General features: G+C 67.1%; 18 protein-coding genes. 10 read left to right on the forward strand and 8 right to left on the reverse strand.

The annotated features are described in order from the left end of the window. The first annotated feature begins 1 nt into the window (after position 1). The 5 genes from shn_RS20045 to shn_RS20065 all read left to right on the forward strand — a co-directional run bounded on the left by shn_RS20045 (position 2) and on the right by shn_RS20065 (position 5,014). Complete coding sequence (locus shn_RS20045; protein ID WP_064331990.1) at positions 2-976, forward strand: ABC transporter permease; 975 nt, start codon at positions 2-4, stop codon at positions 974-976. Between the two features lies 1 nt (position 977). Beyond that, positions 978-2,000 carry a zinc-binding alcohol dehydrogenase family protein gene (locus shn_RS20050; RefSeq protein ID WP_064331991.1) on the forward strand — a complete coding sequence of 341 codons (1,023 nt, stop codon included), beginning with the start codon at positions 978-980 and terminating at the stop codon, positions 1,998-2,000. 178 nt (positions 2,001-2,178) lie between these two features. Further along, positions 2,179-3,471 carry a polyhydroxyalkanoate depolymerase gene (gene phaZ / locus shn_RS20055; RefSeq protein WP_064331992.1) on the forward strand — a complete coding sequence of 431 codons (1,293 nt, stop codon included), beginning with the start codon at positions 2,179-2,181 and terminating at the stop codon, positions 3,469-3,471. 128 nt (positions 3,472-3,599) lie between these two features. Next, positions 3,600-4,034, forward strand: a complete 435-nt coding sequence (locus tag shn_RS20060; protein ID WP_064331993.1) for a DUF2852 domain-containing protein — start codon at positions 3,600-3,602, stop codon at positions 4,032-4,034. A 218-nt stretch (positions 4,035-4,252) separates the two neighbouring features. Then, positions 4,253-5,014: a M48 family metallopeptidase gene (locus shn_RS20065; protein ID WP_064331994.1), complete on the forward strand. Its 762-nt coding sequence runs from the start codon at positions 4,253-4,255 to the stop codon at positions 5,012-5,014. Positions 5,015-5,016: 2 nt separating this feature from the next. Here shn_RS20065 and shn_RS20070 read toward each other — a convergent pair whose 3' ends face one another. Further along, complete coding sequence (locus tag shn_RS20070) at positions 5,017-5,214, reverse strand: YqaE/Pmp3 family membrane protein (RefSeq protein ID WP_064331995.1); 198 nt, start codon at positions 5,212-5,214, stop codon at positions 5,017-5,019. 130 nt (positions 5,215-5,344) lie between these two features. Here shn_RS20070 and shn_RS20075 point away from each other — a divergent pair, with 130 nt between their 5' ends. The 5 genes from shn_RS20075 (at position 5,345) to shn_RS20095 (ending at position 10,443) form a co-directional block, all read left to right on the forward strand. Continuing rightward, on the forward strand, positions 5,345-6,028 hold the full coding sequence (locus tag shn_RS20075; RefSeq protein ID WP_064331996.1) for a phosphoribosylanthranilate isomerase: 684 nt from the start codon (positions 5,345-5,347) through the stop codon (positions 6,026-6,028). Then, positions 6,025-7,245 (forward strand): tryptophan synthase subunit beta, encoded by a 1,221-nt coding sequence (gene trpB / locus shn_RS20080; protein WP_064331997.1) that lies wholly within the window; start codon positions 6,025-6,027, stop codon positions 7,243-7,245. The genes shn_RS20075 and trpB overlap by 4 nt, the downstream gene beginning before the upstream one ends. 1 nt (position 7,246) lies before the next feature. Continuing rightward, the gene (gene trpA, locus shn_RS20085; protein WP_064331998.1) at positions 7,247-8,086 is read left to right on the forward strand and encodes a tryptophan synthase subunit alpha; all 840 of its coding nucleotides are present in this window, start codon (positions 7,247-7,249) and stop codon (positions 8,084-8,086) included. Positions 8,087-8,175: 89 nt separating this feature from the next. Further along, positions 8,176-9,078: an acetyl-CoA carboxylase, carboxyltransferase subunit beta gene (gene accD, locus shn_RS20090; protein WP_064331999.1), complete on the forward strand. Its 903-nt coding sequence runs from the start codon at positions 8,176-8,178 to the stop codon at positions 9,076-9,078. 21 nt (positions 9,079-9,099) lie between these two features. Then, entirely contained in the window at positions 9,100-10,443 is a 1,344-nt protein-coding gene (locus shn_RS20095; protein ID WP_064332000.1) for a folylpolyglutamate synthase/dihydrofolate synthase family protein, read from the forward strand. Positions 10,444-10,497: 54 nt separating this feature from the next. On the opposite strand, the gene trxA is transcribed toward shn_RS20095, so the two are convergent. The 7 genes from trxA to ahcY all read right to left on the reverse strand — a co-directional run bounded on the left by trxA (position 10,498) and on the right by ahcY (position 24,061). Continuing rightward, a complete protein-coding gene (gene trxA / locus shn_RS20100) occupies positions 10,498-10,818 on the reverse strand; it encodes a thioredoxin (RefSeq protein WP_023513835.1) in 321 nt (106 codons plus the stop codon). A gap of 118 nt (positions 10,819-10,936) precedes the next feature. Next, positions 10,937-14,494, reverse strand: coding sequence for a double-strand break repair helicase AddA (addA, locus tag shn_RS20105; RefSeq protein WP_064332001.1), 3,558 nt, complete (start codon positions 14,492-14,494; stop codon positions 10,937-10,939). Next, positions 14,487-17,669, reverse strand: a complete 3,183-nt coding sequence (gene addB, locus shn_RS20110; protein ID WP_064332002.1) for a double-strand break repair protein AddB — start codon at positions 17,667-17,669, stop codon at positions 14,487-14,489. Before addB ends, addA begins: the two co-directional genes overlap by 8 nt. Beyond that, on the reverse strand, positions 17,666-18,400 hold the full coding sequence (locus shn_RS20115) for a nucleotidyltransferase family protein (protein ID WP_064332003.1): 735 nt from the start codon (positions 18,398-18,400) through the stop codon (positions 17,666-17,668). Before shn_RS20115 ends, addB begins: the two co-directional genes overlap by 4 nt. A 13-nt stretch (positions 18,401-18,413) precedes the next feature. Further along, positions 18,414-19,910, reverse strand: coding sequence for a tRNA (adenosine(37)-N6)-threonylcarbamoyltransferase complex ATPase subunit type 1 TsaE (tsaE, locus tag shn_RS20120; protein WP_064332004.1), 1,497 nt, complete (start codon positions 19,908-19,910; stop codon positions 18,414-18,416). Between the two features lie 6 nt (positions 19,911-19,916). After that, on the reverse strand, positions 19,917-22,370 hold the full coding sequence (locus shn_RS20125) for a PAS domain-containing sensor histidine kinase (RefSeq protein WP_064332005.1): 2,454 nt from the start codon (positions 22,368-22,370) through the stop codon (positions 19,917-19,919). A 290-nt stretch (positions 22,371-22,660) separates the two neighbouring features. After that, on the reverse strand, positions 22,661-24,061 hold the full coding sequence (gene ahcY, locus shn_RS20130; RefSeq protein WP_064332006.1) for an adenosylhomocysteinase: 1,401 nt from the start codon (positions 24,059-24,061) through the stop codon (positions 22,661-22,663). Between the last annotated feature and the right edge of the window lie 28 nt (positions 24,062-24,089).

The following is a 24,089-nucleotide window of genomic DNA, read 5'->3' on the forward strand; positions in this document are numbered from 1 at the left end:
CATGAGCGTGGACACGACGACGGAAAGCGCACCGGCACCCAAGAAGGGCACGAACATCCTGCTCGGCCTGACACTGCTCGGGTTGCTGCTGTTCCTCTGGCTGCTGCTCGGCCTGTCCACCAATGCCTTCTGGACGCCGAACAACATCAGCAACCTCCTGCGCCAGGGGGCGATGACGGCGATCCTGGCGGTCGGCCAGACCTTCGTCATCATCACGGCCGGAATCGACCTCTCCGTCGGGGCCATCGTCGGCTTCACCAGCGTCATCGTCGCCTGGCTGCTGCAGGCCGGCGTGCCGCTCTGGCTGTCGATCATCCTGACGCTGCTGATCGGCGTCGCCATCGGTGCCTTTCACGGCTTCGGCATCGTGCGCATGGGCCTGCCGCCCTTCATCATCACGCTGGCGACGCTGACCTCGCTGCGCGGCATCGGCCTGCTCATCACCAACGGTTCGACGATCTCGATCAGCCACGAAGGCTTCACGAACTTCTCCCGCGCCGATTTCCTCGGCGTGCCGAGCCTGTTCTGGATGGTCATCCTGGTGGCCATCCCCGCCTTCGTCTTTCTGCATCTCTCGCGCTGGGGGCGCTATCTCTTCGCGGTCGGCTCGAACAAGGAGGCGGCGCGGCTTTCCGGCGTCAATGTCGACCGCACCATCTATCTCGCCTATATCCTGTCGGCCACCTGCGCCGCCTTCGTCGGCCTCTTGCTCGCCTCGCGCATCGGCATCGGCAACGCCACGCAGGCGGAGGGCTGGGAGCTGCAGGCCATCGCCTCCTCCGTCATCGGCGGCACCAGCCTTTTCGGCGCGGTCGGCTCGGTGCACGGCCCGCTGCTCGGCGCCTTCATCCTCGCGACCATCAACAACGGCGCGAACCTCCTCAACCTCAATTCCTTCTGGCAGCGAATCATCACCGGCCTCCTGATCATCGTCATCGTCTATTTCGACCAGTTGCGCCGCCGCGGAAGCCGTTGAGATGAAAGCCGTCGTCTGTGTGGAACCCGGCCACCTCGAAGCAGTCGAGCGCGCGAACCCGGCCGACCTGCCGGAGGGCTGGGTGCGCGTCGCCGTCAGCCATGTCGGCATCTGCGGCACCGATTACCATATCTTCGAGGGCAAGCACCCGTTCCTCGAATATCCCCGGGTGATGGGCCACGAGGTTTCGGCGACCGTCCTCGATCCCGGCACGAGCCCGCTTGCCGCCGGCGCGCCTGTGGTCGTGAATCCCTATCTTTCCTGCGGCACCTGCGTCGCCTGCCGGCAGGGCAAGCCGAACTGCTGCACGGCGATCCGCGTGCTCGGCGTGCACACGGACGGCGCGTTCTGCGAGGAGATCCTGCTGCCGGCGGACAATCTCTATCCGGCCGACGGCCTGTCGCTGGAGGCGGCGGCGACGGTGGAGTTCCTGGCGATCGGCGCCCATGCGGTGCGCCGGTCGCTGGCGCCGGTGGGCGCGCGCGCCCTCGTCATCGGCGCCGGCCCGATCGGCCTCGGCACGGCGCTCTTCTCGCGCATCGCCGGCCATGACGTCACCCTGATGGACACCTCCGCCGAGCGGCTCGCCATGGCGGCGGAGCGCTTCGGCCTGGCAAAGGGCATCCTTGCCGGCCCCGGTGCAGCCGAAGCGGTGCTGGCGGCCACCGGCGGCGAAGGCTTCGAAGCCGTCTTCGACGCGACGGGTTATGCGCAATCCATCGAGGCGGCCTTCCACCATGTCGCTCATGGCGGCACGCTGGTGCTCGTATCCGTGGTGAAGGAGGACATCCGCTTTTCCGATCCCGAGTTCCACAAGCGCGAGATGATGCTGATCGGCAGCCGCAATGCCACACGCGCCGATTTCGAGCATGTGATGGCGAACATCCGCGCCGGCCGCGTGCCCGTGGAGGCGCTGGTGACCCATCGCACCACGCTCGAAAATGTCCCGGTCGACCTTGCCCGCTGGGCGACCGAAAAATCGGGTCTCATCAAGGCCGTCGTGCGCATATCGCCTGAAAGCTGAAAACGCGATGAAAAGCCTTAAATCCGTTCATGCCCGCGAAAGGTTCACAGGTTTAGGATGTCCATGCGGCGTGTTGCCACGCAGCGAAAACATGTTAGTCTTTTCGCATCTGCGGAAACCGGGGTGACACGGTGCAGAGGGCTCTGAGCCCGGCACCCAGAATGGGGTATCGCGTCCGATGTATTATCAGCTCTACGAACTCAACCATGCGGTTATGGCACCTTGGCGCGCCGTGGCGGACCAGATGCGTCTCGCCTTCCGCAACCCGCTCAATCCGCTCACCCACACCTATTTCGGCCGCACCATGGCCGCCGGTTTCGAAGTGCTGGAGCGCAGCACCCGGCGCTACGGCAAGCCCGATTTCGACCTTCCGACCGCCTTCATCGACGGCCAGAGCGTTTCCGTGCATGAAAGGGTCGTCTGGCAGCGCCCCTTCTGCAATCTCGTCCATTTCGAGCGCTGTCTGCCGGCCGGCCACCGCAAGGACCCGAAGGTCCTGATCGTCGCGCCGATGTCCGGTCACTATGCGACGCTGCTGCGCGGCACGGTCGAGGCGCTGCTGCCGCATGCGGAGGTCCACATCACCGACTGGGTGGACGCGCGCATGGTGCCGCTGTCGGACGGCGGCTTCGATCTCGACGACTATATCGACTACGTCATCCAGATGCTGCACGCGCTGGGGCCGGATACCCATGTCATCGCCGTGTGCCAGCCGGCGGTGCCGGTGCTGGCCGCCGTCGCTGTCATGGAAGCCGACAACGACCCGCTGTCGCCCTCCACCATGACGTTGATGGGCGGGCCGATCGACACGCGCATCAACCCGACCGCCGTCAACAAGCTGGCGGAAGAAAAGCCGATCGAATGGTTCCGCGACAATGTCATCATGCCCGTGCCGTGGCCGCAGCCCGGTTTCATGCGCATGGTCTATCCGGGCTTCCTGCAACTGTCGGGCTTCATGTCGATGAATCTCGACCGCCATGTCATCGCCCACAAGGAGTTCTTCGCCCATCTGGTCAAGAATGACGGCGATGCGGCCGAAAAGCACCGCGACTTCTATGACGAATATCTCGCCGTCATGGATCTCACCGCCGAATTCTATCTCCAGACGGTCGAGACGGTGTTCATGAAGCACGCGCTGCCGAAGGGCGAGATGATGCACCGCTCGCGCCCGGTCGATACGACGGCGATCCGCAAGGTGGCGCTGCTCACCGTCGAGGGCGAGAACGACGACATCTCCGGCGTCGGCCAGACGAAGGCGGCGCAGACGATCTGCACCAACATCCCCGACCACATGCGCATGCACTACATGCAGCCGGATGTCGGCCATTACGGCGTCTTCAACGGCTCGCGCTTCCGCCGGGAGATTGCCCCGCGCATCCTGTCCTTCATCGCCGAGCATGGCCGTGGCGAAAAGGCAAAGCCCGTGACGCCGCGCGTCATCAAGGGCGGCAAGGCTGGCGCTGGCGCCTGATTTTTTGGTCCGCTTTCAGGCACTTGCCCGAATTGTCGGGGCATTGTCTTGAACGCGATCCGTGCTCTGCCCACATCGGATTCACCGGAAACCAGGGTGGTTTCCGCCGATCGTGAGGAAGATTGCACATGAACCAGTCAGCGCTTATTCGTCCGGACTGGACGCCTGCGACCATCGCCCTGATGGTGCTCGGCTTCGTGGTGTTCTGGCCGCTCGGCCTTGCCATGCTTGCCTACATCATCTTCGGCGACCGTCTGAAATCCTTCAAGAAAGACGCCAACGATACCGTCGACGGCATGTTCGCCTCCTGCCGCGGCAAGTTCGGCCGCCGCGGCGGTTCCGCCTTCCGCAGCGCCACCGGCAACGTCGCCTTCGACGACTGGCGTGATGCCGAACTCTCCCGTCTCGACGAGGAACGCCGCAAGCTCGACGAGATGCGCGAGGAATTCGACTCCTATGTCCGCGAGCTTCGCCGCGCCAAGGACCAGGAGGAATTCGACCGCTTCATGCGCGAACGCCGCGCCAAGGGCCAGGGCGACGTCCCGGGCTTCCCGGCGACCTGAACGGACGATACCGCGTGGAGATAGGGCATTCCGCCTCCCACACCCTCCGTCATGGTCGGGCTTGACCCGACCATCCATGCCGCCGGGTGTTGGATCCTCGAGGCGAGCCCGAGGATGAGGGAGGAAAAGGGATCGCGACCCTGGAAAGACCGGCGCCTCGAGCGCCGGTTTTTCGTCGGGGCGTTTCAGTTTCGGCCGAATCGGCTATGAAAGGCAGCATGTTCCCCTCGCTTCGCAAGCCCAGAAAGGCCCTGAAGACGCCGCCTCCGCCGGAGCGGCGGGAAATGGACGTCAACGGCAAGCGCCTGCCGCTCACCATAAGGCGGGATTTTCGCGCGACGCGGCTCACCCTGCGCATCGAGCCGGGCGGGCGGGCGCTGCGCATGACGGTGCCGAGCGGCATTGCCGAGCGCGAGATCCGCGACTTCCTCGATCGCCACCAGGGCTGGCTGATGACGAAGCTCGCCAGGTTCCGCACGACGAACGAGCTCATGGACGGCGGCTATGTGATGATCCGCGGCGTCTCCCATCGCATCGAGGCGACCGGCCGGCTGCGCGGCCTGACGGAGGCCCTGGTCATCGACGACGAGGCGGTGCTGCGTGTCGGCGGCATGGAGGAGAGCATTCCCCGCCGCATCTGCGATTTCCTGAAGAAGGAGGCCCGGCTGGAGCTGGAACGGCTCGTCGCCGTGCATGCCGGCCGCATCGGCAAGCGCGTGAAGTCGCTGACGCTGCGCGATACCCGCAGCCGCTGGGGTTCCTGCTCGGCGGACGGCGCGCTCAGCTTCTCCTGGCGCATCGCCATGGCGCCGCCCGGCGTGATCGATTATCTCGCCGCCCACGAGGTGGCGCATCTGAAGGAAATGAACCACAGCCCGGCCTTCTGGGCGCTGTGCGAGCAGCTCTGCCCGACGACCGAGGATGCCAAGCGCTGGCTGAAGCGCAATGGCAGCCTGCTGCACGCCGTCGATTTCGGCTGAATTCAGCGGCCGCGATCGGCGAGCGCCTCGCGGATCTTCTTGTCCGTATTGTACTGTCCCAGCGCATAGACCGCCCAGATGGCGGCCGGCAGCCAGCCGATCAGCGTGATCTGCAGGATGAGGCAGATGATGCCGGCAATCGGCCGCCCGATGGTGAAGAAGACGAGAAAGGGCAGAAGGATGGCGATGATGAGCCGCATGGGGATCTCCAAACTAAAGTCCCCTTCCATATGGGCCCGTTCAAAGCGGGCGCAAGGGTGGCGCTTCCCGAGGCTCAGGTGCCGTCTTTCGGCTCGACTCTTCCGGTGATTCGTGCGACTCCCTGCGCCCATGAAACGTGAAACGCCACTCGACATCAAAATCTGCGGGCTGAAGACCGAAGAGGCCGTCGACAGGGCCGTGGCGCTCGGCGCCACCCATATCGGCTTCATCTTCTTTCCCAAGAGCCCGCGCAACATCGAGCCGTCCGACGCCGGACGCCTCGCGGATCGGGTGCGCGGCCGGGTGAAGATCGTCGCCGTCACTGTCAATGCCGACAATGACGACCTCGACGAGATCGTCGACCAGCTCTCGCCCGATATCCTTCAGTTGCACGGCAGCGAAAGCCCGGAGCGCGTTTTGAACGTCAAGGCCGTTTACGGCCTGCCCGTCATGAAGGCCTTTTCGGTGCGCGAGGCGGACGATCTGAAGAAGATCGATCCCTATATCGGCATCGCCGACCGGTTCCTCTTCGATGCCAAGCCCCCGGCGGGCTCCGAGCTTCCGGGCGGCAACGGCGTCTCCTTCGACTGGACGCTCATGCATTTGCTTGACGGAAGCGTCGATTACATGCTTTCCGGTGGGTTGAACAAGGATAACCTCGCCGAGGCCGTAAGGCTGACCGGCGCGCCGGGCATCGACGCCAGTTCCGGGGTCGAGAGCGCCCCGGGCGTCAAGGACCTCGGCCTGATGGACGCATTTTTTGAAGCGGTACGGGAAGCGGAACGCCAGACCGCCGCAGGGAGAGGCAAGTGAACCAGTCACCCAACCTGAATTCGTACCGCGAGGGTCCGGACGAGGACGGCCGTTTCGGCATTTTCGGCGGTCGTTTCGTCGCCGAAACCCTGATGCCGCTGATCCTCGATCTTCAGGATGAGTGGAACAAGGCCAAGACCGATCCGGCCTTCCAGGCAGAGCTGAAGCATCTCGGCGCGCATTATATCGGCCGCCCGAGCCCGCTCTATTATGCCGAGCGGCTGACGCAGCATCTCGGCGGCGCGAAGATCTATTTCAAGCGCGAGGAGCTGAACCACACCGGCTCGCACAAGATCAACAACTGCATCGGCCAGATCCTTCTCGCCAAGCGCATGGGCAAGACGCGCATAATCGCGGAAACCGGCGCCGGCCAGCATGGCGTGGCCTCGGCCACCGTCGCCGCGCGCTTCGGGTTCCCCTGCGTCGTCTACATGGGCGCGACGGATGTCGAGCGCCAGGCGCCCAACGTCTTCCGCATGAAGCTGCTCGGTGCCGAGGTTCGCCCGGTCACCGCCGGCCATGGCACGCTGAAGGACGCCATGAACGAGGCGCTGCGCGACTGGGTCACCAATGTCGAGGACACCTATTACCTGATCGGCACCGCCGCCGGCCCACATCCCTATCCGGAACTGGTGCGCGACTTCCAGGCCGTGATCGGCACGGAAGCCCGCGAGCAGATGCTGGAAGCCGAAGGCCGCCTGCCGGACATGGTGGTCGCGGCCGTCGGCGGCGGCTCCAATGCCATCGGCATCTTCCATCCCTTCCTCGATGACAAGAACGTCCGGATCGTCGGCGTCGAAGCGGGCGGCAAGGGGCTCGACGGAGACGAGCACTGTGCCTCGCTCACCGCCGGCTCGCCGGGCGTGCTGCACGGCAACCGCACCTATCTGCTGCAGGATGCCGACGGCCAGATCAAGGAAGGCCATTCGATCTCCGCCGGCCTCGACTATCCCGGCATCGGCCCGGAGCATGCCTGGCTGCACCAGATCGGCCGCGCCGAGTATGTGCCGATCATGGACGAGGAGGCGCTGGAAGCCTTCCAGCTCCTTACCCGGCTTGAAGGCATCATCCCGGCGCTGGAGCCGAGCCACGCCATCGCCGAGGTGATCAAGCGGGCGCCCAAGATGGGCAAGGACCAGATCATCCTGATGAACCTCTCCGGCCGCGGCGACAAGGATATCTTCACCGTCGGCAAGATCCTCGGCATGGAGCTCTAAGATGACCGCACGCATGGACAAACGCTTTGCGGATCTCGCCGCCGAAGGCCGCCCGGCCCTCGTCACCTATTTCATGGGCGGCGATCCGGATTATGCCAGCTCGCTGGAGATCATGAAGGCGCTGCCGAAGGCCGGCTCCGACGTCATCGAGCTCGGCATGCCCTTCTCCGACCCGATGGCCGACGGCCCGGCCATCCAGCTCGCCGGCCAGCGCGCGCTGAAGGGCGGCCAGACGCTGGCCAAGACGCTGCAGATGGCCCGCGACTTCCGAAAGGACGATGATGCGACGCCGATCGTGCTGATGGGCTATTACAACCCGATCTACATCTACGGCGTCGAGCGCTTCCTCGACGAGGCGCTGGAGGCCGGCATCGACGGCCTCATCGTCGTCGACCTGCCGCCGGAAATGGACGACGAGCTCTGCCTGCCGGCGCTTGCCAAGGGCATCAACTTCATTCGCCTCGCGACGCCGACGACGGACGACAAGCGCCTGCCGGCCGTCCTGAAGAACACGTCCGGCTTCGTCTACTACGTCTCGATGAACGGCATTACCGGCTCGGCCCTGCCGGATCCCGCGCTGATCGGCGGTGCGGTCGGCCGCATCAAGGCGCATACCAAGCTGCCGGTCTGCGTCGGCTTCGGCGTCAAGACGGCGGAACATGCCCGCGCCATCGGCGCCTCGGCGGATGGTGTCGTCGTCGGCACGGCGATCGTCAACCAGATCGCTTCCAGCCTGACGGCGGACGGCACGGCGAGCGCCGCCACCGTCGCCGGCGTCGAGACGCTGGTGATGAGCCTTGCCTCGGGCGTGCGCGGCGCGCGCCTTGCGGCAGCGGAGTGAAATTCCCACATGGGAACGGATAAAGGCGATTCCGGGAGACGCATGACGCGGTTTTCCCGGGATTGCGCAGATTAACGGGAGTCTAGACCGTGAACTGGATCACGAATTACGTTCGGCCGAAGATCAACTCGATGCTCGGCCGCCCCAACCGGGATGTTCCCGAAAATCTCTGGATCAAGTGCCCGGAAACCGGCGAGATGGTGTTTCACCGCGATCTCGAGGAGAACAAGTGGGTCATTCCCGCCTCTGGCTACCACATGAAGATGCCGGCCAAGGCCCGCCTCAAGGACCTCTTCGACGACGGCGTCTATGAGGCCCTGCAGCAGCCGAAGGTGGCGCAGGACCCGCTGAAGTTCCGCGATTCGAAGAAATACACCGACCGCCTGAAGGACAGCCGCGCCAAGACCGACCTCGAGGACACGATCGTCGCCGGCGTCGGCAAGATGCGCGGCGTCAAGATCGTCGCCGTCGTGCACGAGTTCAACTTCATGGGCGGTTCGCTCGGCATCGCCGCGGGCGAGGCGATCATCAAGGCCTTCGAACGGGCGATCGCCGAAAAGTGCCCGCTCGTCATGTTCCCCGCCTCGGGCGGCGCGCGCATGCAGGAAGGCATCCTCTCGCTGATGCAGCTGCCGCGCACCACGGTCGCCGTGGAAATGCTGAAGGAGGCCGGCCAGCCCTATATCGTCGTGCTCACCAACCCGACGACCGGCGGCGTGACGGCCTCCTACGCCATGCTGGGCGATATCCACCTTGCCGAGCCGGGCGCCGAGATCTGCTTTGCCGGCAAGCGCGTCATCGAGCAGACGATCCGCGAGAAGCTGCCCGAAGGCTTCCAGACCTCGGAATACCTCCTGGAGCACGGCATGGTCGACCTCGTCGTCAAGCGCCATGACATTCCCGATACGCTCGCCCGCCTTCTGAAGATCCTCATGAAGAAGCCGGCAACCGCGTCCGTCACCAATGACGCGCTCGCCATCGCGGCCCAGTAAGCCGGACCGGCGGAGGGCGGCATGACGATGGTAACGGCCAGCGAAGCGGCAGCGGAGATCGAGAAGCTTCTCGGTCTCCATCCCAAGGGGTTCGATCTTTCGCTGGACCGCATCACGCGGCTGCTTGCCGCCCTCGGCGATCCGCACCTGAAACTGCCGCCGGTCATCCATGTGGCCGGCACCAACGGCAAGGGCTCCGTCACGGCCTTCTGCCGGGCGATCCTGGAGGCCGAGGGCCTCGGCGTCCACGTCCACACCTCCCCCCATCTCGTCAACTGGCACGAGCGCTACCGGCTCGCCGTCAAGGGCGAGCGCGGCGCGCTGGTCGGCGATGCCGTGCTGGCCGATGCCGTGCGCCGCGTGGCGGAGGCCAATGGCGGCGAGAAGATCACCGTCTTCGAGATCCTGACCGCCGTCACCTTCCTCCTCTTTTCCGAGCATCCGGCCGACGTGGCGATCATCGAGGTCGGCCTCGGCGGCCGTTTCGATGCGACCAACATCATCCCGCGCCCGGCCGTTTCCGTCATCATGCCGATCTCGCTCGACCACCAGGCCTATCTCGGCGACCGCGTCGAGCTGATCGCGGCGGAAAAGGCCGGCATCATGAAGCGCGGCGCGCCCGTCGTCATCGGCTACCAGTCGGAAGAGGCAGCCCGCGACGTGCTGGTCGAGACCGCCGAACGGCTCGGCTGCCCGCATGCCGTCTACGGCCAGGATTTTATGGCCCATGAGGAATTCGGCCGGCTCGTCTACCAGGACGAATTCGGCCTTGCCGACCTGCCGTTGCCGCGCCTGCCCGGCCGCCATCAATATGCCAATGCCGCCGCGGCGATCCGCGCCGTCAAGGCCGCCGGCCTTGCCGTTTCCGAACGGGCGCTGGAGCAGGGCCTTGCCCGCGTCGAATGGCCGGGCCGCCTGCAGCGGCTGACGGACGGCGCGCTCCTGCGGCTTGCCCCGCGCGGCAGCGAGATCTGGGTCGATGGCGGGCACAATCCCGGCGCCGGCCAGGTCATCGCCGAAACCATGGCGAATTTCGAGGAGCGCGAGCCGCGTCCGCTCTTCCTTGTCACCGGCATGATCAACACCAAGGAGCCGGTCGGCTATTTCGAGCCCTTCGGCGGCCTTGCCGAACGGGTCTTCACCGTGCCGATCCGCGGCTCAGATGCCGGCCTCGATCCCGTGGCGCTTGCCGCTGACGCGGCCCGCGCCGGCCTGGAGGCCGAACCACTGTCGACCGTTGCCGATGCGCTCGCCGAAATCGCCCGCATCACCGAGGAGGACGACGTGCCGCCGCGCATCCTGATCGGCGGCTCGCTCTACCTCGTCGGCGACGTTCTCGCCGACAACGGCACGCCCCCCGCCTGAGCACAAAAAAGCCCGGCCGAAGCCGGGCTTGATCGGGTCAAATCGCGCGGCCGGTCAGGCGGCGCTGGAGATCCAGCTCGAAAGGGCGGTCTTCGGCGCGGCGCCGACCTTGATGTCGGCGACTTCGCCACCCTTGAACATGGCGAGCGTCGGAATGGAGCGCACGCCGTACTGGGCGGCCAGTTCCGGGTTCTCGTCGATGTTCAGCTTGGCGACCTTCACCTTGCCGGCGAGTTCCGTCGAGATCTCCTCGAGCGCGGGGGCGATCATCTTGCACGGGCCGCACCATTCAGCCCAGAAATCGACGATGACCGGCTCTGCGGAATTGAGAACTTCAGCCTGGAAGTTGGACTGGTCGACTTTTACGGTAGCCATGAGGCTCTCCTTGGATGGTGATCGTTGTACCCAATGTGATGCAGGTGCGGGTCGCTTTCAAGGCCCGGCACCGCTCTGCCGGCGCCCCGCGGGGCGACCGGTCGTCCCGTCCGGTATCTCACTTCGAGGCGAGTTCGGCAAGGCTCGCCTCCATCAGGCCGGCATCCAGCCAATAGGTTTTTGCCGCTTCCGTGTAGATCAGCCCGCAGCGGATTTCCCGCTCTGGATAGAGCGGCGCGAGGATCGCACGGTAGATCGCAAGCTGCGCCCGGTGCTCGAAGGGAATGTCGGCAAGCGAGGCCGGCGGCACGCGGTTCGTCTTGAAGTCGACGATCTCGACAGCCGCATCGGTGATCGCCATGCGGTCGATACGGCCGGAGACCGCGTAGTCCCGGCTGCCGAGCGTCAGCGTGCCCATGATCGACACTTCCGCCCGGGCTGCGGGCGAGAAGATCGCGGCGAGGTCCCCGTCGCCGATCACCGCGAGCGCTGCTTCGGCCAGCGAGGCCTGTGCGCTTTCCGGCCAGTGGGCGGCCGCCCGTTCGAGATAGCGCCGCGCCGCCGCCGGCCGTTCCGCGGCATCGAAGGCGGGCAGGACCTGGAGGAAACGGTGCAGGATGCGTCCGCGCTCCATCGCAAGGCCGGCGCCGGGAACGCCGCCCTTCCGGCCGAAGAGCGCCGAGGGCACCAGGAGGTCCGCCGCATCCGTCTCGATCACCGCCGCCGCGCCCGAAGGGCTGAGCGGCCGGGGCAGCGATCTCTGCGGTGGCAGGGGCCGGCCCAGTGCCTCCGGAAGCGCGATCGCCGCTCTCTCCTCGGCAGGAGCCGTGGTAGCCGCCTCCAGGGTCGCCGCCCCGGTCTCGCGCCAGGCAAATCCCGGCCAGCTCTCGCCTGCCGTCGAGAAAGTCTTTTCAACGCACCGCGCACCATCGGCCGAAAGCGCCGCCGTGATCATCTGATGCCAGGTGTCCTTGTTCTCCAGCCGGCCGCGATAGCCGCAGACGACGAGGCGGTCCGCCGCGCGTGTCATCGCCACGTAGAGCAGGCGGCGATATTCCTCCTCCGCGCCGGCCTTGATGCGCTCCGCATCGGCCGCCGTCAGCGCGTTGCCGAAGTCCTTGAGCGGCAGCCAGGCCGGCAGGCCGCCGGCAAGGCCGGGCGCCGCAAGGAAGCGCAGATGCGGCATGTGGCTGGGGCTGAAGGGTTTCGCCCCGCCGTCGACGAGAAAGACGACCGGCGCCTCCAGGCCCTTGGCGGCATGCACCGTCATGATGCGGATCTCGCCGCGCGCCTTGTCCTGCTCGCGCTTGACGGTCGGGGCTTCGAGTTCCAGCGTGGAGACGAAGGCCTGCAGGCCCGGCAGGCCGTTCTCCTCCTGCTCCAGCGCGAATGTCAGGAACTCGTCGATGATCTCGCCGGCTTCCGTCCCGAGCCGGGCGAGGAAGGCCCGCCGCCCGCCGCCGGCACCCAGGATGCGCGCATAGAAATCGTGCACGGCCTGGCCCTGCGCATCGCGCAGCATGTCCCTGAGACGCCGCACGATGCCGGCCAGCACCGCGTCCTCTTCCGCCGCCGCGACGAGCCGCGCCCAGAGCCCCTGTTTTTCGCCGCGCCGCGCCGCCAGCGCGAACAACGCCTCCTCATCGAGGTTGAACAGCGGGCTCTTCAGCAGCGCGGCCAGCGAAAGGTCGTCCTCCGGCAGCACGGCGAAGCGGCCGAGCGCCATCAGGTCCTGCACGGCGATGTGCTTCGTCAGCACCAGCCGGTCGGCGCCGGCGACGGGCAGGTTGTGCCGCTGCTTCAGGGTGCGCGTCAGCGCATTGACGAAGGCATCGCGCTTGCGCACCAGCACGATGACGTCGCCGGCCGCCATCGGCCGCGTCTTGCCCTTTTCCGTCACCGTCTCCCGGCCGATCCAGGCCGCGAGCGTATCGGCGATGCGCCGGGCCAGCACGTTGATCGGCGCCTCCTCGGCCACCGCGTCGAAGGGCGCCGTCCAGTCCTCCTCGTCGAGCCCCGGCGGCGCGGCGATCACCTCCCAGATATCGACCGCGCCCGGCTCGCGCCCGCGGTTGGAGGCGTGCACGATCTCGCTGCCATCCGGCGTCAGGCCGCGCGCATTGGCGGGGTCGAGAAAGACCTGGTCGACGGCCGAGAGCACCTCGCGCGTCGAGCGGAAGGAAAGCAGCAGCCGGATGGGGCTGAAGGCGGCCTTCGCCGCCTGCGTGCGGCGAAGAACCGCGCGGCCCTCCTCGGCGAAACGCTCCGGCCGGGCGCCCTGGAAGGAATAGATCGACTGCTTCTCGTCGCCGACGGCGAAGATCGTGCGCTCCCGGTCCCGCGCCGTTTCGCCGGCAAAGAAATCGTCGGTCAGCGATTTGACGATCTGCCATTGCCGCGGGCTGGTGTCCTGCGCCTCGTCGACGAGGATGTGGTCGATGCCCTGGTCGAGCTTGTAGTGCACCCAGGCGCTCACCCGCTCGCGCGTGAGCAGCCGCGCGGTGCGGTCGATCAGGTCGTCGAAGTCGAGCAGGCTGCGCGCGCGCTTCAGGTCCTCGTAGTCCCCGATCAGCCGTTCGGCGATGACGAGCGCCGCGCGCGTCGCCTCGTACATGCGGAACCGCCGCAGCCGGTCGTCGCAGGCGATCACATGCGCCTGGGCGGCCAGAAGCGCGGCTTCGAGGTGGGGTGCGCTGTCACGAACCTTCTTCGACAGGAACGACCGGTCGAGGCTGCGCGGCGTGCCTTTATCGGTGAAGAAGAGATCGTGCAGCGCGGCGCGCCGGGCCTCGGCATCGGCCAGCCGGGCCACGCCGCGCAGGCCCGCGGCGGTGGCCTTCACCGTGTCGCTGCCAAGGTTCTCCGCCGCCGCGAGATAGGAATCGAGCACCGCGCCCTGCAAACCGTCAAGCGGCCAGAAGGCGGCGAGGATGTCGTCGGCCGTCTCGTGCGGGTCGAGCCCGGTTTCCCGGCGCAGCACGGCCTCCACGCCGCCCGCCTTCGCTGCGCCGTCCAGGAATTCGCGGATCGGCCCGCGGCTCGCCACGATATCGGCGATCAGCCGCTCCAGCCCGGTGTCGTCGGCAATGTCGAGCACGGTGGCGAAGGCGGCGGCGAGCGTGCTGTCGTCCTCGTTCGTCGTCGCCGTCAGGAGCGTGCGGCGGGCATCGGCCAGCAGCACGGCGGCGGCCCGGTCGTCGAGCACGGAGAAGTGGCCGGCGACATTGGCTTCCAGCGGGAACTGGTGCAGCAGCGCCTCGCAGAAGGCGTGGATCGTCTGGATCTTCAGCCCGCCCGGCGTTTCGAGCGCGCGCGCGAAGAGGCGTCGCGCCTCGGCGAGCTTGAACAGGTCCGGCTCCCGGTCCTCGATCACCGCCACGCGCTCGGTCAGCGCTTCGTCGGAGAGCGTCGCCCATTCCGCCAGCCGTTCGAAGACGCGGTTCGACATTTCGGAGGCCGCGGCCTTGGTATAGGTGAGGCACAGGATGGCGGAGGGCCGGCAGCCGGCGAGAAGCAGGCGGATCACGCGCTGCGTCAGCACATGGGTCTTGCCCGAGCCGGCATTGGCCGAAACCCAGGCCGAGCGCGCGGGATCGGAGGCCGTCGCCTGTTTCTGCGTGGTCCAGCTCAGCCAGGCGGCGGGCTCGGCGGAGGCGGGACGATCGTCCTCAAGCATCCTCGCCCTCCCCGTTGCTTTCCGCCGAGGACCATTCGGCGACGCGCGCGAGGTGGTCGTATTCCCCGCCATAGTCCCGTTCCTGTTCGGGAATGAGCCGGGAGGCAAAGCCGTAGCGGCCCTCGATGAGGCCCGTCAGCAGCTTTTCCAGCTCCGTCAGGGCTTCCTCGGCAAGCTCGACGGCGGATTTCGGCGTGACGTTCGCCGATTTGGCATGCTCGTTGTTCACCTGTTCGGCCTTGAACCGTTCGCCGGGTTTAAGGCGCACATAGAGAAGGTTTGCCGGCTCGCGAATTCCGGCCCGGCGGAAGGCGCCGCGCCGGATCGCCGCCGCCTCCAGCGCGAGCTGCGGGTCGAGCAACGCCCGCGCCACCCTCATCGAGGGCGTGCTGCCGGTCTTGTAGTCGAGAAGGTCGGCGCTGCCGTCCGGCAGGATGTCGATGCGGTCGGCAATGCCGGTCAGGCGGATGCCGCCGACCGACAGGTCGAGCGAGGCCGGCACCTCCGTCAGGCTCTCGCGCACGCCACCCGCCCGCTCCAGGTGCCAGTGGACGAAGGCGCGGGCGACGGCGGCAAAGCGCGGCCGCCAGACGGCGTCGATATGCGGGGGCAGGGCGACGGCGTCGAATTCTTCCGCAAGGATGCGGCCGATGAGGGTAAGGGGCTCGCCGCTCGCCTCTTCGCGCACGAAGCGGTCGACGATGCGGTGGTAGAGCGAGCCGCGCTCGGCCGGCCCGGGATCGAGATTGAAGGGTGCGATCGGATCGAGGCGCAGGATATGGCGGGCATAGATCGCATAGGGATCGCGCCGGAGACGCCCCACCTCGCTGAAGGAGTATTTCCTCGGCTGCAGCTCGGCCGGCGGATGCGGCGCCGGGCGGCGGGCATTCGGCACGGGCGGGCTGCGGTCGATGGCGTTCGCCCAGTCGATGAGGTTCCTTCCGCGCGCCTTGAGGTCGGCGGCAAGGGTGGGGCCGCCGACGGCGATGAGCCGCTGCAGCCAACGCGAGGCGACGGTCGGCGCGGTGCCGTTGCGCAGCGCCCGCGTCAGCACCAGTTTCGGTGCGGCAGCGGCCATCTGCAGGTCGTGGCCGAGCTGGCCGATGCGCCGTTCCGGTGGCTCCAGGCCGATCTCCACCTTCATGATGCGCGACAGGAAGGCGTCGTTCGCCGCCTGCCCCGGCCAGGTGCCTTCGTTGAGCCCGCCGATCACCACAGTGTCGACGCTCTGCAGGCGCGATTCGAGCGCGCCGAAGATGAAGACGCGCGGATGGCGCATGGAGCGCGGCTTGACGCTTTCGCTGGCCGCCAGTGCCTCGATGATGTCGCACCATTGCGGCCCGTCGGCCTCGATCTGCCCGTCCGTCTCGATCACGCTCTTGAAGAGGTTCGCCAGGCTGTCGCCGGCCTCGCCGGACCAGAGGGCGGCAAGGTTGCCGTGCTCGTCCACCGCCACGGCTTCGAGCGCGCGGCCGGTCCGTTCCGACCAGTCGGAGACCGCAAGCTTTGAGGAGAAGCGCCGGCCCGTGCGGCTTTCCTGCACGAGCGCGCCGGCAAGCGGCTCGACGGCTTCTGCGATACGGCGGGCGAGGTCGCGGGCAAGCGGGATTGCGGCCTCGGAAAGCGCCATGCGCCATTCCGGCGGGTGGCGATCCTGCGCCTGCCGGGCAAGGGCGGCCTCGAGCAGCGGTTCGAGCGTGGAAATGTCGATCTCGGCCGTGCCGCCGCGCAGCGCCGTCAGCTCCAGCGCGGTGACGGCCTCGGCAAGGTCCGCCACGGGCAGGCCGAAGCGGGCGAGCGGGTGTTTCAGCAGCGCGACGAGCGGCACCGGGTCGCCCGGCCGCAGCGCCGCCTCGGTGAGGAGACGCAGGAGCGTGCCCTGCGGCGTGGAGAGCAAGGGCGTGCCGGCCGAATCGTCCGCCTCGATGCCGAAGCGGGCAAGCTCCGCCGCCACGCGCCGGCCGAGCTTGCGGTCGGGCGTGATCAGCGCCGCCTGGGCGTCCTCGCCATCCTCCAGCGCCAGGCGCAGGGCAATGGCGATCGCCACCGCTTCTTCCCGCTCGTTGGCTGCCTCGACGAGCGACACGGCCTCGAAGGCCTCGGCGAGGCGGCCCGCATCGAGCGTGCCGCGAACCTCACCCCAGCCGGCCGTCGCCTGCGTCGGCAGGAAGGCACTGGAGAGGACCTGCGAGCGATATTCCAGCGCTTCGGGCGGCGTTCCGAGCAATTCGACATCCGCGCGCGTGCAGCCCATGCGGGCAAGCAGGCGGTGGAGGCCGTATTGCGGATGGCTGCGGGCTGCGGCATCGGGCTTCGGGGCGCCGTCGCCGCCGGCCTGGTGGCCGACCAGCAGCCATTCGGCATCTGACATGAAACGATCGAGCCCCGGCAGGATGACGACGCCGTTGGGCAGGTCCGCCACAGCCGCGATCAGGCCGGCGGTCGCGGGAATGGAGCCCGTCGAGCCGGCGATGATGACGGGGCCGGCAGGCGGCATGGCGCGGTAGCGTTCCGTCTCGGCATGCAGCGTCGCGTTGCGCCGCAGCGACGGGGAGGAGCGGTTGAGCTCCGTCAGCCGCGCCGGCCAGAATTCGCTGGCGATCTTCAGGAATTCGGCGGTGAGCTGCCACCAGAGCGCATGGTTGGAGACGTCGAGATTGTCGAGCGCCAGCCAGTCGAGCTCTTCCGTCTCCATCGCGTCGATGATTTCGGCGAGGTTGCGGGCAAGCCAGACGGCATCGGCGGGGCTCGCGGGCGCGACGAGCGGGCTTTCCGCATGCACGGAGGTGACCGCCGCGGGCAGTTGGTTGCGCCAGGCGAGCACGAGGCGGGCGAGTTCGAGAAGGCGCGCCGGGCCGGACAGCGGCTCGGCCATGTCCAGCAGCGCCGGCGCTGCCTCGTCGAAGAAGCCGCTGTCGTCTTCCGTCTCGCCGAGCGCGCGGATGACCGGCAGGATGGCCGAGCGCCCGCCGAAGAGATCGACGAATTCCGAGCGCAGCACGCGGGCGGAGCGGCGGGTCGGCACGTAGATCGTCACGTCGGCCAGCGCCAGCGGGTCGGCGGGGTCATAGGTGAAGCCGGGCACGAGCCGGCCGTCGACAAGGCTCTGGGCAGTCGTCCTCAGGAAGGGCAGGCTCGCCGGGATGGAATAGATGCGCCCGCGCGCCCGCGTCACGCCGCCGCCTCGCGCGCCGCGCCGATGACGGCTTCCGCCGCGCCGATCGCCTCCGGCGTGCCGACGGTGATCCAGTGGCCGTCCATCACGATGCCGTGGAGGCGGCCGTTTTCGATCGCCCGGTCGAAATAGATGTTGAGGTTGAAGGCGTCCTCGGGCGCATCGTCGAAGAGGGCCGGCATCATGGCGATGGCGCCGGCATAGACGAAGGCTGTTCCGTCGCCCTCCCGGTAGCGCGCCAGCCGCCCGTCGGCGTCCATGGAGAAATCCTTCTTGCCGTTGTGGCCGGTCGTGTCCTCCAGCTTCACGCAGAGCAGCAGCATGTCCATGCGCTTGGGGTCGAACGCCTCCGCCAGCCGTTCGAGATTGCTCGGCTCGCCGGGCTTCTCGCCGATCCAGAAGAGGTCCGCATTCATCACGAAGACGGGATCGCGGCCAAGCAGTTTCAGGCCCCTGGCGAGCCCGCCGCCGGAATTCATCAGGCGCTCCGTCTCGTCGGAGAGGATGATCTCCGGCACCGCTCGGCCGGCAAGATGCGCGATCATCTGGTCGGCGAAATGGTGCACGTTGACGACGGCGCGCTTGACGCCGGCCGCGGCCAGCGCGTCGAGCCCGTAGTCGATCATCGCCTTGCCGGCGACCGGCACCAGCGGCTTCGGCATCGTGTCGGTGATGGGGCGCAGGCGGGTGCCGAGGCCGGCGGCCAGCACCATGGCGTCTTCGATCTTCATCGGCTGCTCGCGATCATGATTCGGTCGCGAGGATTCCAGCCTTTTCGCACCACTCGCGCAAGGGGGCGAGGTCGGGATGGGCGAGCGCCCGTTCCAGATTGCGCAGGGTGCGCGGCATGTGACGCATATAGGCCGGCTTGCCGTCGCGCTGCATCAGCCGCACCCAGAGGCCGACGAGCTTGCAGTTGCGCTGCGCCGCCATGACATGCCAGTCGCGCAGGAAGCGCTCCCGGTTAAAGCCGGGATCCGCAGCCCGCAGCGACAGGTAATGGTCGAGCACGCTTTCCGCCACGCCCTCCGGCATGTCGACACGCGCATCCTGCACCAGCGAGGCGACGTCATAGGCCGAGGGGCCGATCATCGCATCCTGGAAATCGATGATGCCGACCCGGTCGGTGCCGGTCGCCTCCGGCCGCCAGATGATGTTCGGCGAGTGGAAGTCGCGCAGCAGCAGATTGTGCTCGGCGGCGGCAAGGCTGTCGATCAGCCCGTTCCACAGGGTGACATAGCCGCGGCGCTCGTCCTCGCTTGCCGGCGTGCCGCGCGTGTAGGGCAGGTACCAGTCGATGAGGAGGCTCACCTCGATCTGCATGGCGTCGCGGTCGAAATCCGGCACGCGGTGCACGATGTCGCCGGCAACGGGAAGGTCGCGCTCAGCGGCCTCCCCATGCAGATGCGCAAGGCAGGCGGCGCTTTCGCGGTAGCGCTCGGCGATCGGCATGCCGTTCTCGTCGAGCACGCCTTCGCTGCCGAGGTCCTCGATCAGGAGGATGCCCGCATCGATGTCCATCGCGTGGATGGCCGGAGCGCGCAGGCCGCGCGCCACGAGATACCGGCCGATGGCGATGAAGGGTTTCACGTCCTCGGCGATATGGGCGATCTGCTGGTAATATTTGCCATGGGCAAGGATCGGCCCCGGCGTGTGGCGTGGCGAATCCATCAGCACGAAACGCGCGCCGCCGACATCGACATGTTCATAGGCCCGCACCGAGGCATCGCCCGTCAGGTGGCGGCGCGCGGCATTTCGGTAGCCGGCTTCATCGAGGAAGGCGCGGATCGCCAGTGAGCGGCGGATGCGCGCCAGCGCCGGTGCCGGGGCGTCGATGGTGACGCGCCGCCCGTCCCCCTCATGCAGGAAGGTGAGCGTGATGCCGTCCGCCGGCAGCGCGCCAAAACCCTTTTCCGGCCATTCGACGAGGCAGATGCCGTCGGAGAGCGCTTCGTCGAAGCCGAGTTCGTCGATCTCCGCGGCATCGGCGATGCGATAGAGGTCGAAATGGGCGACGGGGATGCGCAGATCGTAGCTCTGGACCAGCGTGAAGGTCGGGCTCGGCACCTCGAGATAGGCGTCGTCGGCGATCGCCCGGATCAGCGCGCGGGAAAAGGTCGATTTGCCGGCGCCGAGATCGCCCGACAGCGCGACATAGTCGCCGCGCTTCAGGCCGAGCGCCATGTCCTCGCCGAAGCGGATGGTCGCGGCTTCGTCGGGAAGGAAGAGGTCGAGCGCCATCCGGGCCTATTCCGCCGCGGCGAAGGAGGTCATCGTCGCAGACGGGATGCGGCAGGTGACATCCGTGCCGCGCCCCTCGCGGCTGTCGATGGTGACGGTGCCGTGGTGCAGGCTGACGAAGCTCTCGACGATCGAGAGGCCGAGGCCCGCGCCGCCGCGCCGGCCGTGGCTTTCGAAGCGATCGAACACCGTCTGCAGCACGTCCTGCGGAATGCCCGGCCCGCGGTCGGAAACGGTGAAGACGAGGTCGGCGGCCTCGCGCCAGCATTTGAGGCCGATCGAGCTGCCTTCCGGTGCGAAATTCGCGGCATTGCTCAGCAGTTTTATCAGGATCTGCTTGAGGCGCTGCTGGTCGGCGACGATGGTGCCGAGATTGTCGGGGGCGGTGATTTCCAGCGTCACCTGCGCCTCGTGCAGCCGGTCGGCGAACTGCATGGAGACGTCGTCGAGCAGGTCCGTCAGGTTGATCTCGCTGTAGTCGAGCTCCATGATGCCGGCATCGACGGTGGCAAGGTCGAGGATGTCGTTGACGATGGTGAGCAGCACCGCCGAGGATGTCGCGATATGGTCGACATATTCGGCCTGCCGGTCGTTGAGCTCGCCCATGGTCGGCGTCTTCAGGAGATCGGCGAAGCCGATGATGTTGGTCAGCGGCGAGCGCAGCTCGTAGGAGACGTGCTGGACGAAATCGTTCTTCAGCGCATCGGCCTTGCGCAGCGCCTCGTTCTTTTCGGTGAGGGCCCGGCTGACGCGCACGCTGTCGGTGATGTTGACGAAGGTCAGCATCGTCTGGGCGTTGGAAAGCGGGATGACGGCGAAGTCGAGCACCAGCCCGGTGCGCAGCTCCAGCACGCCCTGGCAGGAGGGGCGCTCGTCGTCGAAGCTGGTGATGATATGGGCGAAGCGCTTCCAGCCGTCCGGCTTGTCGTAGGACGGCGCGCAGGCCTGCTCGATGGCGCGGATATGGGTGCCGGATTTCGCCTCGGCCTCGCTGATGCCCCAGAGCGCGCGGAAGGCCGGGTTGGAGAGGCGGATGCGCCCGTCCGGGCTGAACACGGCGACGCCCTCGGCGAGGTGGTCGATCGTCTCGTCCTGCACCTGCACCAGCGTGTTGTAGCGGGTTTCGAGATCGACCTTTTCCGTCAGGTTCTCGAAGACCCAGGTCGCGCCGCCCTGCGGGCGGGCGGTGGCGAAGACGCGCAGCGTCTGGCCGTTCGGCAGGTGCCAGAGGTCTGTCTGGGTGTCGATCGCGCGATAGACGGAAAGCGCATTGTCCTTCCACTGTTTCCAGTTGAGCTGTTCCGGCAGCTTTCCGCCGGCGCGAAGGCGGTCGAGCAGTTCGCCATTGCCGGGCTTGCCTTCGAGGAAGGCCGTGTCGATCTCCCACATGCGCTGGAAGGCCTGGTTGTAGAACTGCAGGCGCTGCTCGCCGTCGAAGATCGCGACGGGCGTTGCGAGGTGATCGAGCGTTTCCGCGTGGCTCTTCAGCGTGCGCACCAGTTCCTCGCGCACCGCCTCGATATCGGAGACATTGACGGCGATGCCGGCCGAGCCCGACGGGCTGCGCGCATCGACGACGTCGAAGAAGCTGCGGTTGCCGTGCACGACGGTGGAGACCTTGTCGCGGAACGGCGCGTCATAGGTGCTGGCGGCGCGGATTTTTTCGCGCGCGATGGTGGGGAGAAGCTCGCGGCCCTCGGTGACGGCGCTGGCCGCGTCCCTGGCCTCGACGGCCTCGGCATAGGCCTCGTTCACCCAGGCAAGCGAGCCGTCGGCGGCGCGCTGCCAGACGGGCAGGTCGATCTGGTCGAGCAGGCCCTGCAGCGTGGTGAGCGCCTGGACCAGCCGGTCGCGCTCCAGCCTCAACTCGGCGGCTTCCGCGCGCAAATTGTTCAGCGCCACGAAGCGCACGAAGGCCTGGCCGCCGGAAACGCGGCCCTGCGCTTCCAGCACTTCCTCGCGGCTCGTTTCGAGGATCAGGTCGAAACTCTGCGCCTGCGAGCGCAGCCGCTCCACGGCGCGCTCGATCTCAGCGGCGGAGGTGGGCTTCAGCCAGCGGCCGAAGGCGAGGAAATCGCGGTCGGCCTGCGGCGCGCCGGTCTCCGCCGGCAGCTGGCCCAGGAATTCCGGCTTCTCCGAAAGGCCGTCCCAGACGACGATGCGCCGGTCCTTGTCGCCGATCAGCGCCTGCAGGCGGGAAACATTGTGGCGGGCGTCGGAAAGATGCGCCTTCAGTTCGCGGCTTTCCGTCTCCATGCGGCCGCGCTGGCGGATCATCCAGATCGCCGAGACCATCGCCGCCGACATCACGCCGAGCAGCATGGAAACGGTGACGATTTCCGTGGTGGCGAGATAGGGGCCGGCCGCATGCGCCGGGCCGGCAAATGCCGTCAGCGCCGAGCCGGCCGACAGTGCCGATACGAGACGACGCCTGCCGTCCGTAAACCATTCGTTAACCATAAATTTATTCTGCGCAAGCGAATGCGCCCTGTTCCGCCCCGGCACGGCAAAAGCCTGCCCGGAACGGCCTCGTTTTCTGTCCGCCATCATCCCCGGTATGTCTCCGTCCGTTTGCCGCCTGATCGACAAGACATCCCAATCCGGCGCGAAGGGTCCGCATCTGCACGCCGAATCAATGCTTTAAACGATACTTGTTTCCAGAATCGTCGGGAAGGGAGGCGCCCAAAAAAGAAGCCGCGCGCCTTGTCAAGCGCGCAGCCCCTAGATGTTGTGGATAACCTGGGTAAGGATCAGTACCTGTAGTGCTCGGCCTTGAACGGACCCTGGGTCGTCACGCCGATATAGCCGGCCTGCTCCTCGGAGAGTTCCGTCAGGCGCGCGCCGAGCTTGGCAAGGTGCAGGCGGGCGACCTTCTCGTCGAGCTGCTTCGGCAGCACGTAGACCTCGTTCTTGTAGGTCTCGCCCTTGGTGAAGAGCTCGATCTGGGCGAGGACCTGGTTGGAGAAGGAGGCGGACATCACGAAGGAGGGGTGGCCGGTGGCGTTGCCGAGGTTCAAGAGGCGGCCTTCCGACAGAAGGATCATGCGGTTGCCCTTCGGGAACTCGATCATGTCGACCTGCGGCTTGATGTTGGTCCACTTGAGATTGCGCAGCGCGGCGACCTGGATCTCGTTGTCGAAGTGGCCGATATTGCCGACGATCGCCATGTCCTTCATCTCGCGCATGTGCTCGAGGCGGATGACGTCCTTGTTGCCTGTGGTCGTGATGAAGATGTCGGCGGTGGAGACGACGTCTTCGAGCTGCACGACCTCGAAGCCGTCCATGGCAGCCTGCAGGGCGCAGATCGGGTCGATTTCCGTCACCTTCACGCGCGCGCCGGCGCCGCGCAGCGAGGCGGCGGAACCCTTGCCCACGTCGCCATAGCCGCAGACCACGGCGACCTTGCCGGCCATCATGACGTCGGTGCCGCGGCGGATGCCGTCGACCAGCGATTCCTTGCAGCCGTACTTGTTGTCGAACTTCGACTTGGTGACCGAGTCGTTGACGTTGATCGCCGGGAAGGGCAGCAGGCCCTTCTGCTGGAGCTGGTAGAGACGGTTGACGCCGGTGGTGGTCTCTTCCGTCACGCCCTTGATGGCGTCGCGCTGCTTGGTGAACCAGCCCGGGGAGGCGGCGAGGCGCTTCTTGATCTGGGCGAAGAGGATTTCCTCTTCTTCCGAGCCGGGGTTGACCAGCACGTTCTCGCCGGCTTCGGCGCGCGCGCCGAGCAGGATGTACATGGTGGCGTCGCCGCCATCGTCGAGGATCATGTTGGAAAGGCCGCCATCGGCCCACTGGAAGATCTTGTCGGTATATTCCCAGTATTCGGTGAGCGTCTCACCCTTCACGGCATAGACCGGGATGCCGGCGGCGGCGATCGCGGCGGCGGCGTGGTCCTGCGTGGAGAAGATGTTGCACGAGGCCCAGCGCACATCCGCGCCGAGCGCGACCAGCGTCTCGATGAGCACGGCGGTCTGGATCGTCATGTGCAGCGAGCCGGTGATGCGTGCGCCCTTCAGCGGCTTGGACGCGCCGAATTCGTCGCGGCAGGCCATCAGGCCCGGCATTTCCGTTTCGGCGATCTGAATTTCCTTGCGGCCGAAATCGGCGAGCGCGATGTCGGCGACGTGGTAGTCCTGCGTGGTGGTCATGGGGTCTCCAGCCTTTTGGCACGTGCGG

The organism is Shinella sp. HZN7 (assembly GCF_001652565.1).
Taxonomy (GTDB): Bacteria; Pseudomonadota; Alphaproteobacteria; order Rhizobiales; family Rhizobiaceae; genus Shinella; species Shinella granuli.

Bases quoted from the DNA above. Each gene is read 5' to 3' on its own strand.
- shn_RS20045 (WP_064331990.1), top strand. From the start codon at position 2: ATGAGCGTGGACACGACGACGGAAAGCGCACCGGCACCCAAGAAGGGC.
- shn_RS20050 (WP_064331991.1), top strand. From the start codon at position 978: ATGAAAGCCGTCGTCTGTGTGGAACCCGGCCACCTCGAAGCAGTCGAG.
- phaZ (WP_064331992.1), top strand. From the start codon at position 2,179: ATGTATTATCAGCTCTACGAACTCAACCATGCGGTTATGGCACCTTGG.
- shn_RS20060 (WP_064331993.1), top strand. From the start codon at position 3,600: ATGAACCAGTCAGCGCTTATTCGTCCGGACTGGACGCCTGCGACCATC.
- shn_RS20065 (WP_064331994.1), top strand. From the start codon at position 4,253: ATGTTCCCCTCGCTTCGCAAGCCCAGAAAGGCCCTGAAGACGCCGCCT.
- shn_RS20070 (WP_064331995.1), bottom strand. From the start codon at position 5,214: ATGCGGCTCATCATCGCCATCCTTCTGCCCTTTCTCGTCTTCTTCACC.
- shn_RS20075 (WP_064331996.1), top strand. From the start codon at position 5,345: ATGAAACGTGAAACGCCACTCGACATCAAAATCTGCGGGCTGAAGACC.
- trpA (WP_064331998.1), top strand. From the start codon at position 7,247: ATGACCGCACGCATGGACAAACGCTTTGCGGATCTCGCCGCCGAAGGC.
- shn_RS20095 (WP_064332000.1), top strand. From the start codon at position 9,100: ATGACGATGGTAACGGCCAGCGAAGCGGCAGCGGAGATCGAGAAGCTT.
- trxA (WP_023513835.1), bottom strand. From the start codon at position 10,818: ATGGCTACCGTAAAAGTCGACCAGTCCAACTTCCAGGCTGAAGTTCTC.
- addA (WP_064332001.1), bottom strand. From the start codon at position 14,494: ATGCTTGAGGACGATCGTCCCGCCTCCGCCGAGCCCGCCGCCTGGCTG.
- shn_RS20115 (WP_064332003.1), bottom strand. From the start codon at position 18,400: ATGAAGATCGAAGACGCCATGGTGCTGGCCGCCGGCCTCGGCACCCGC.
- tsaE (WP_064332004.1), bottom strand. From the start codon at position 19,910: ATGGCGCTCGACCTCTTCCTTCCCGACGAAGCCGCGACCATCCGCTTC.
- shn_RS20125 (WP_064332005.1), bottom strand. From the start codon at position 22,370: ATGGTTAACGAATGGTTTACGGACGGCAGGCGTCGTCTCGTATCGGCA.
- ahcY (WP_064332006.1), bottom strand. From the start codon at position 24,061: ATGACCACCACGCAGGACTACCACGTCGCCGACATCGCGCTCGCCGAT.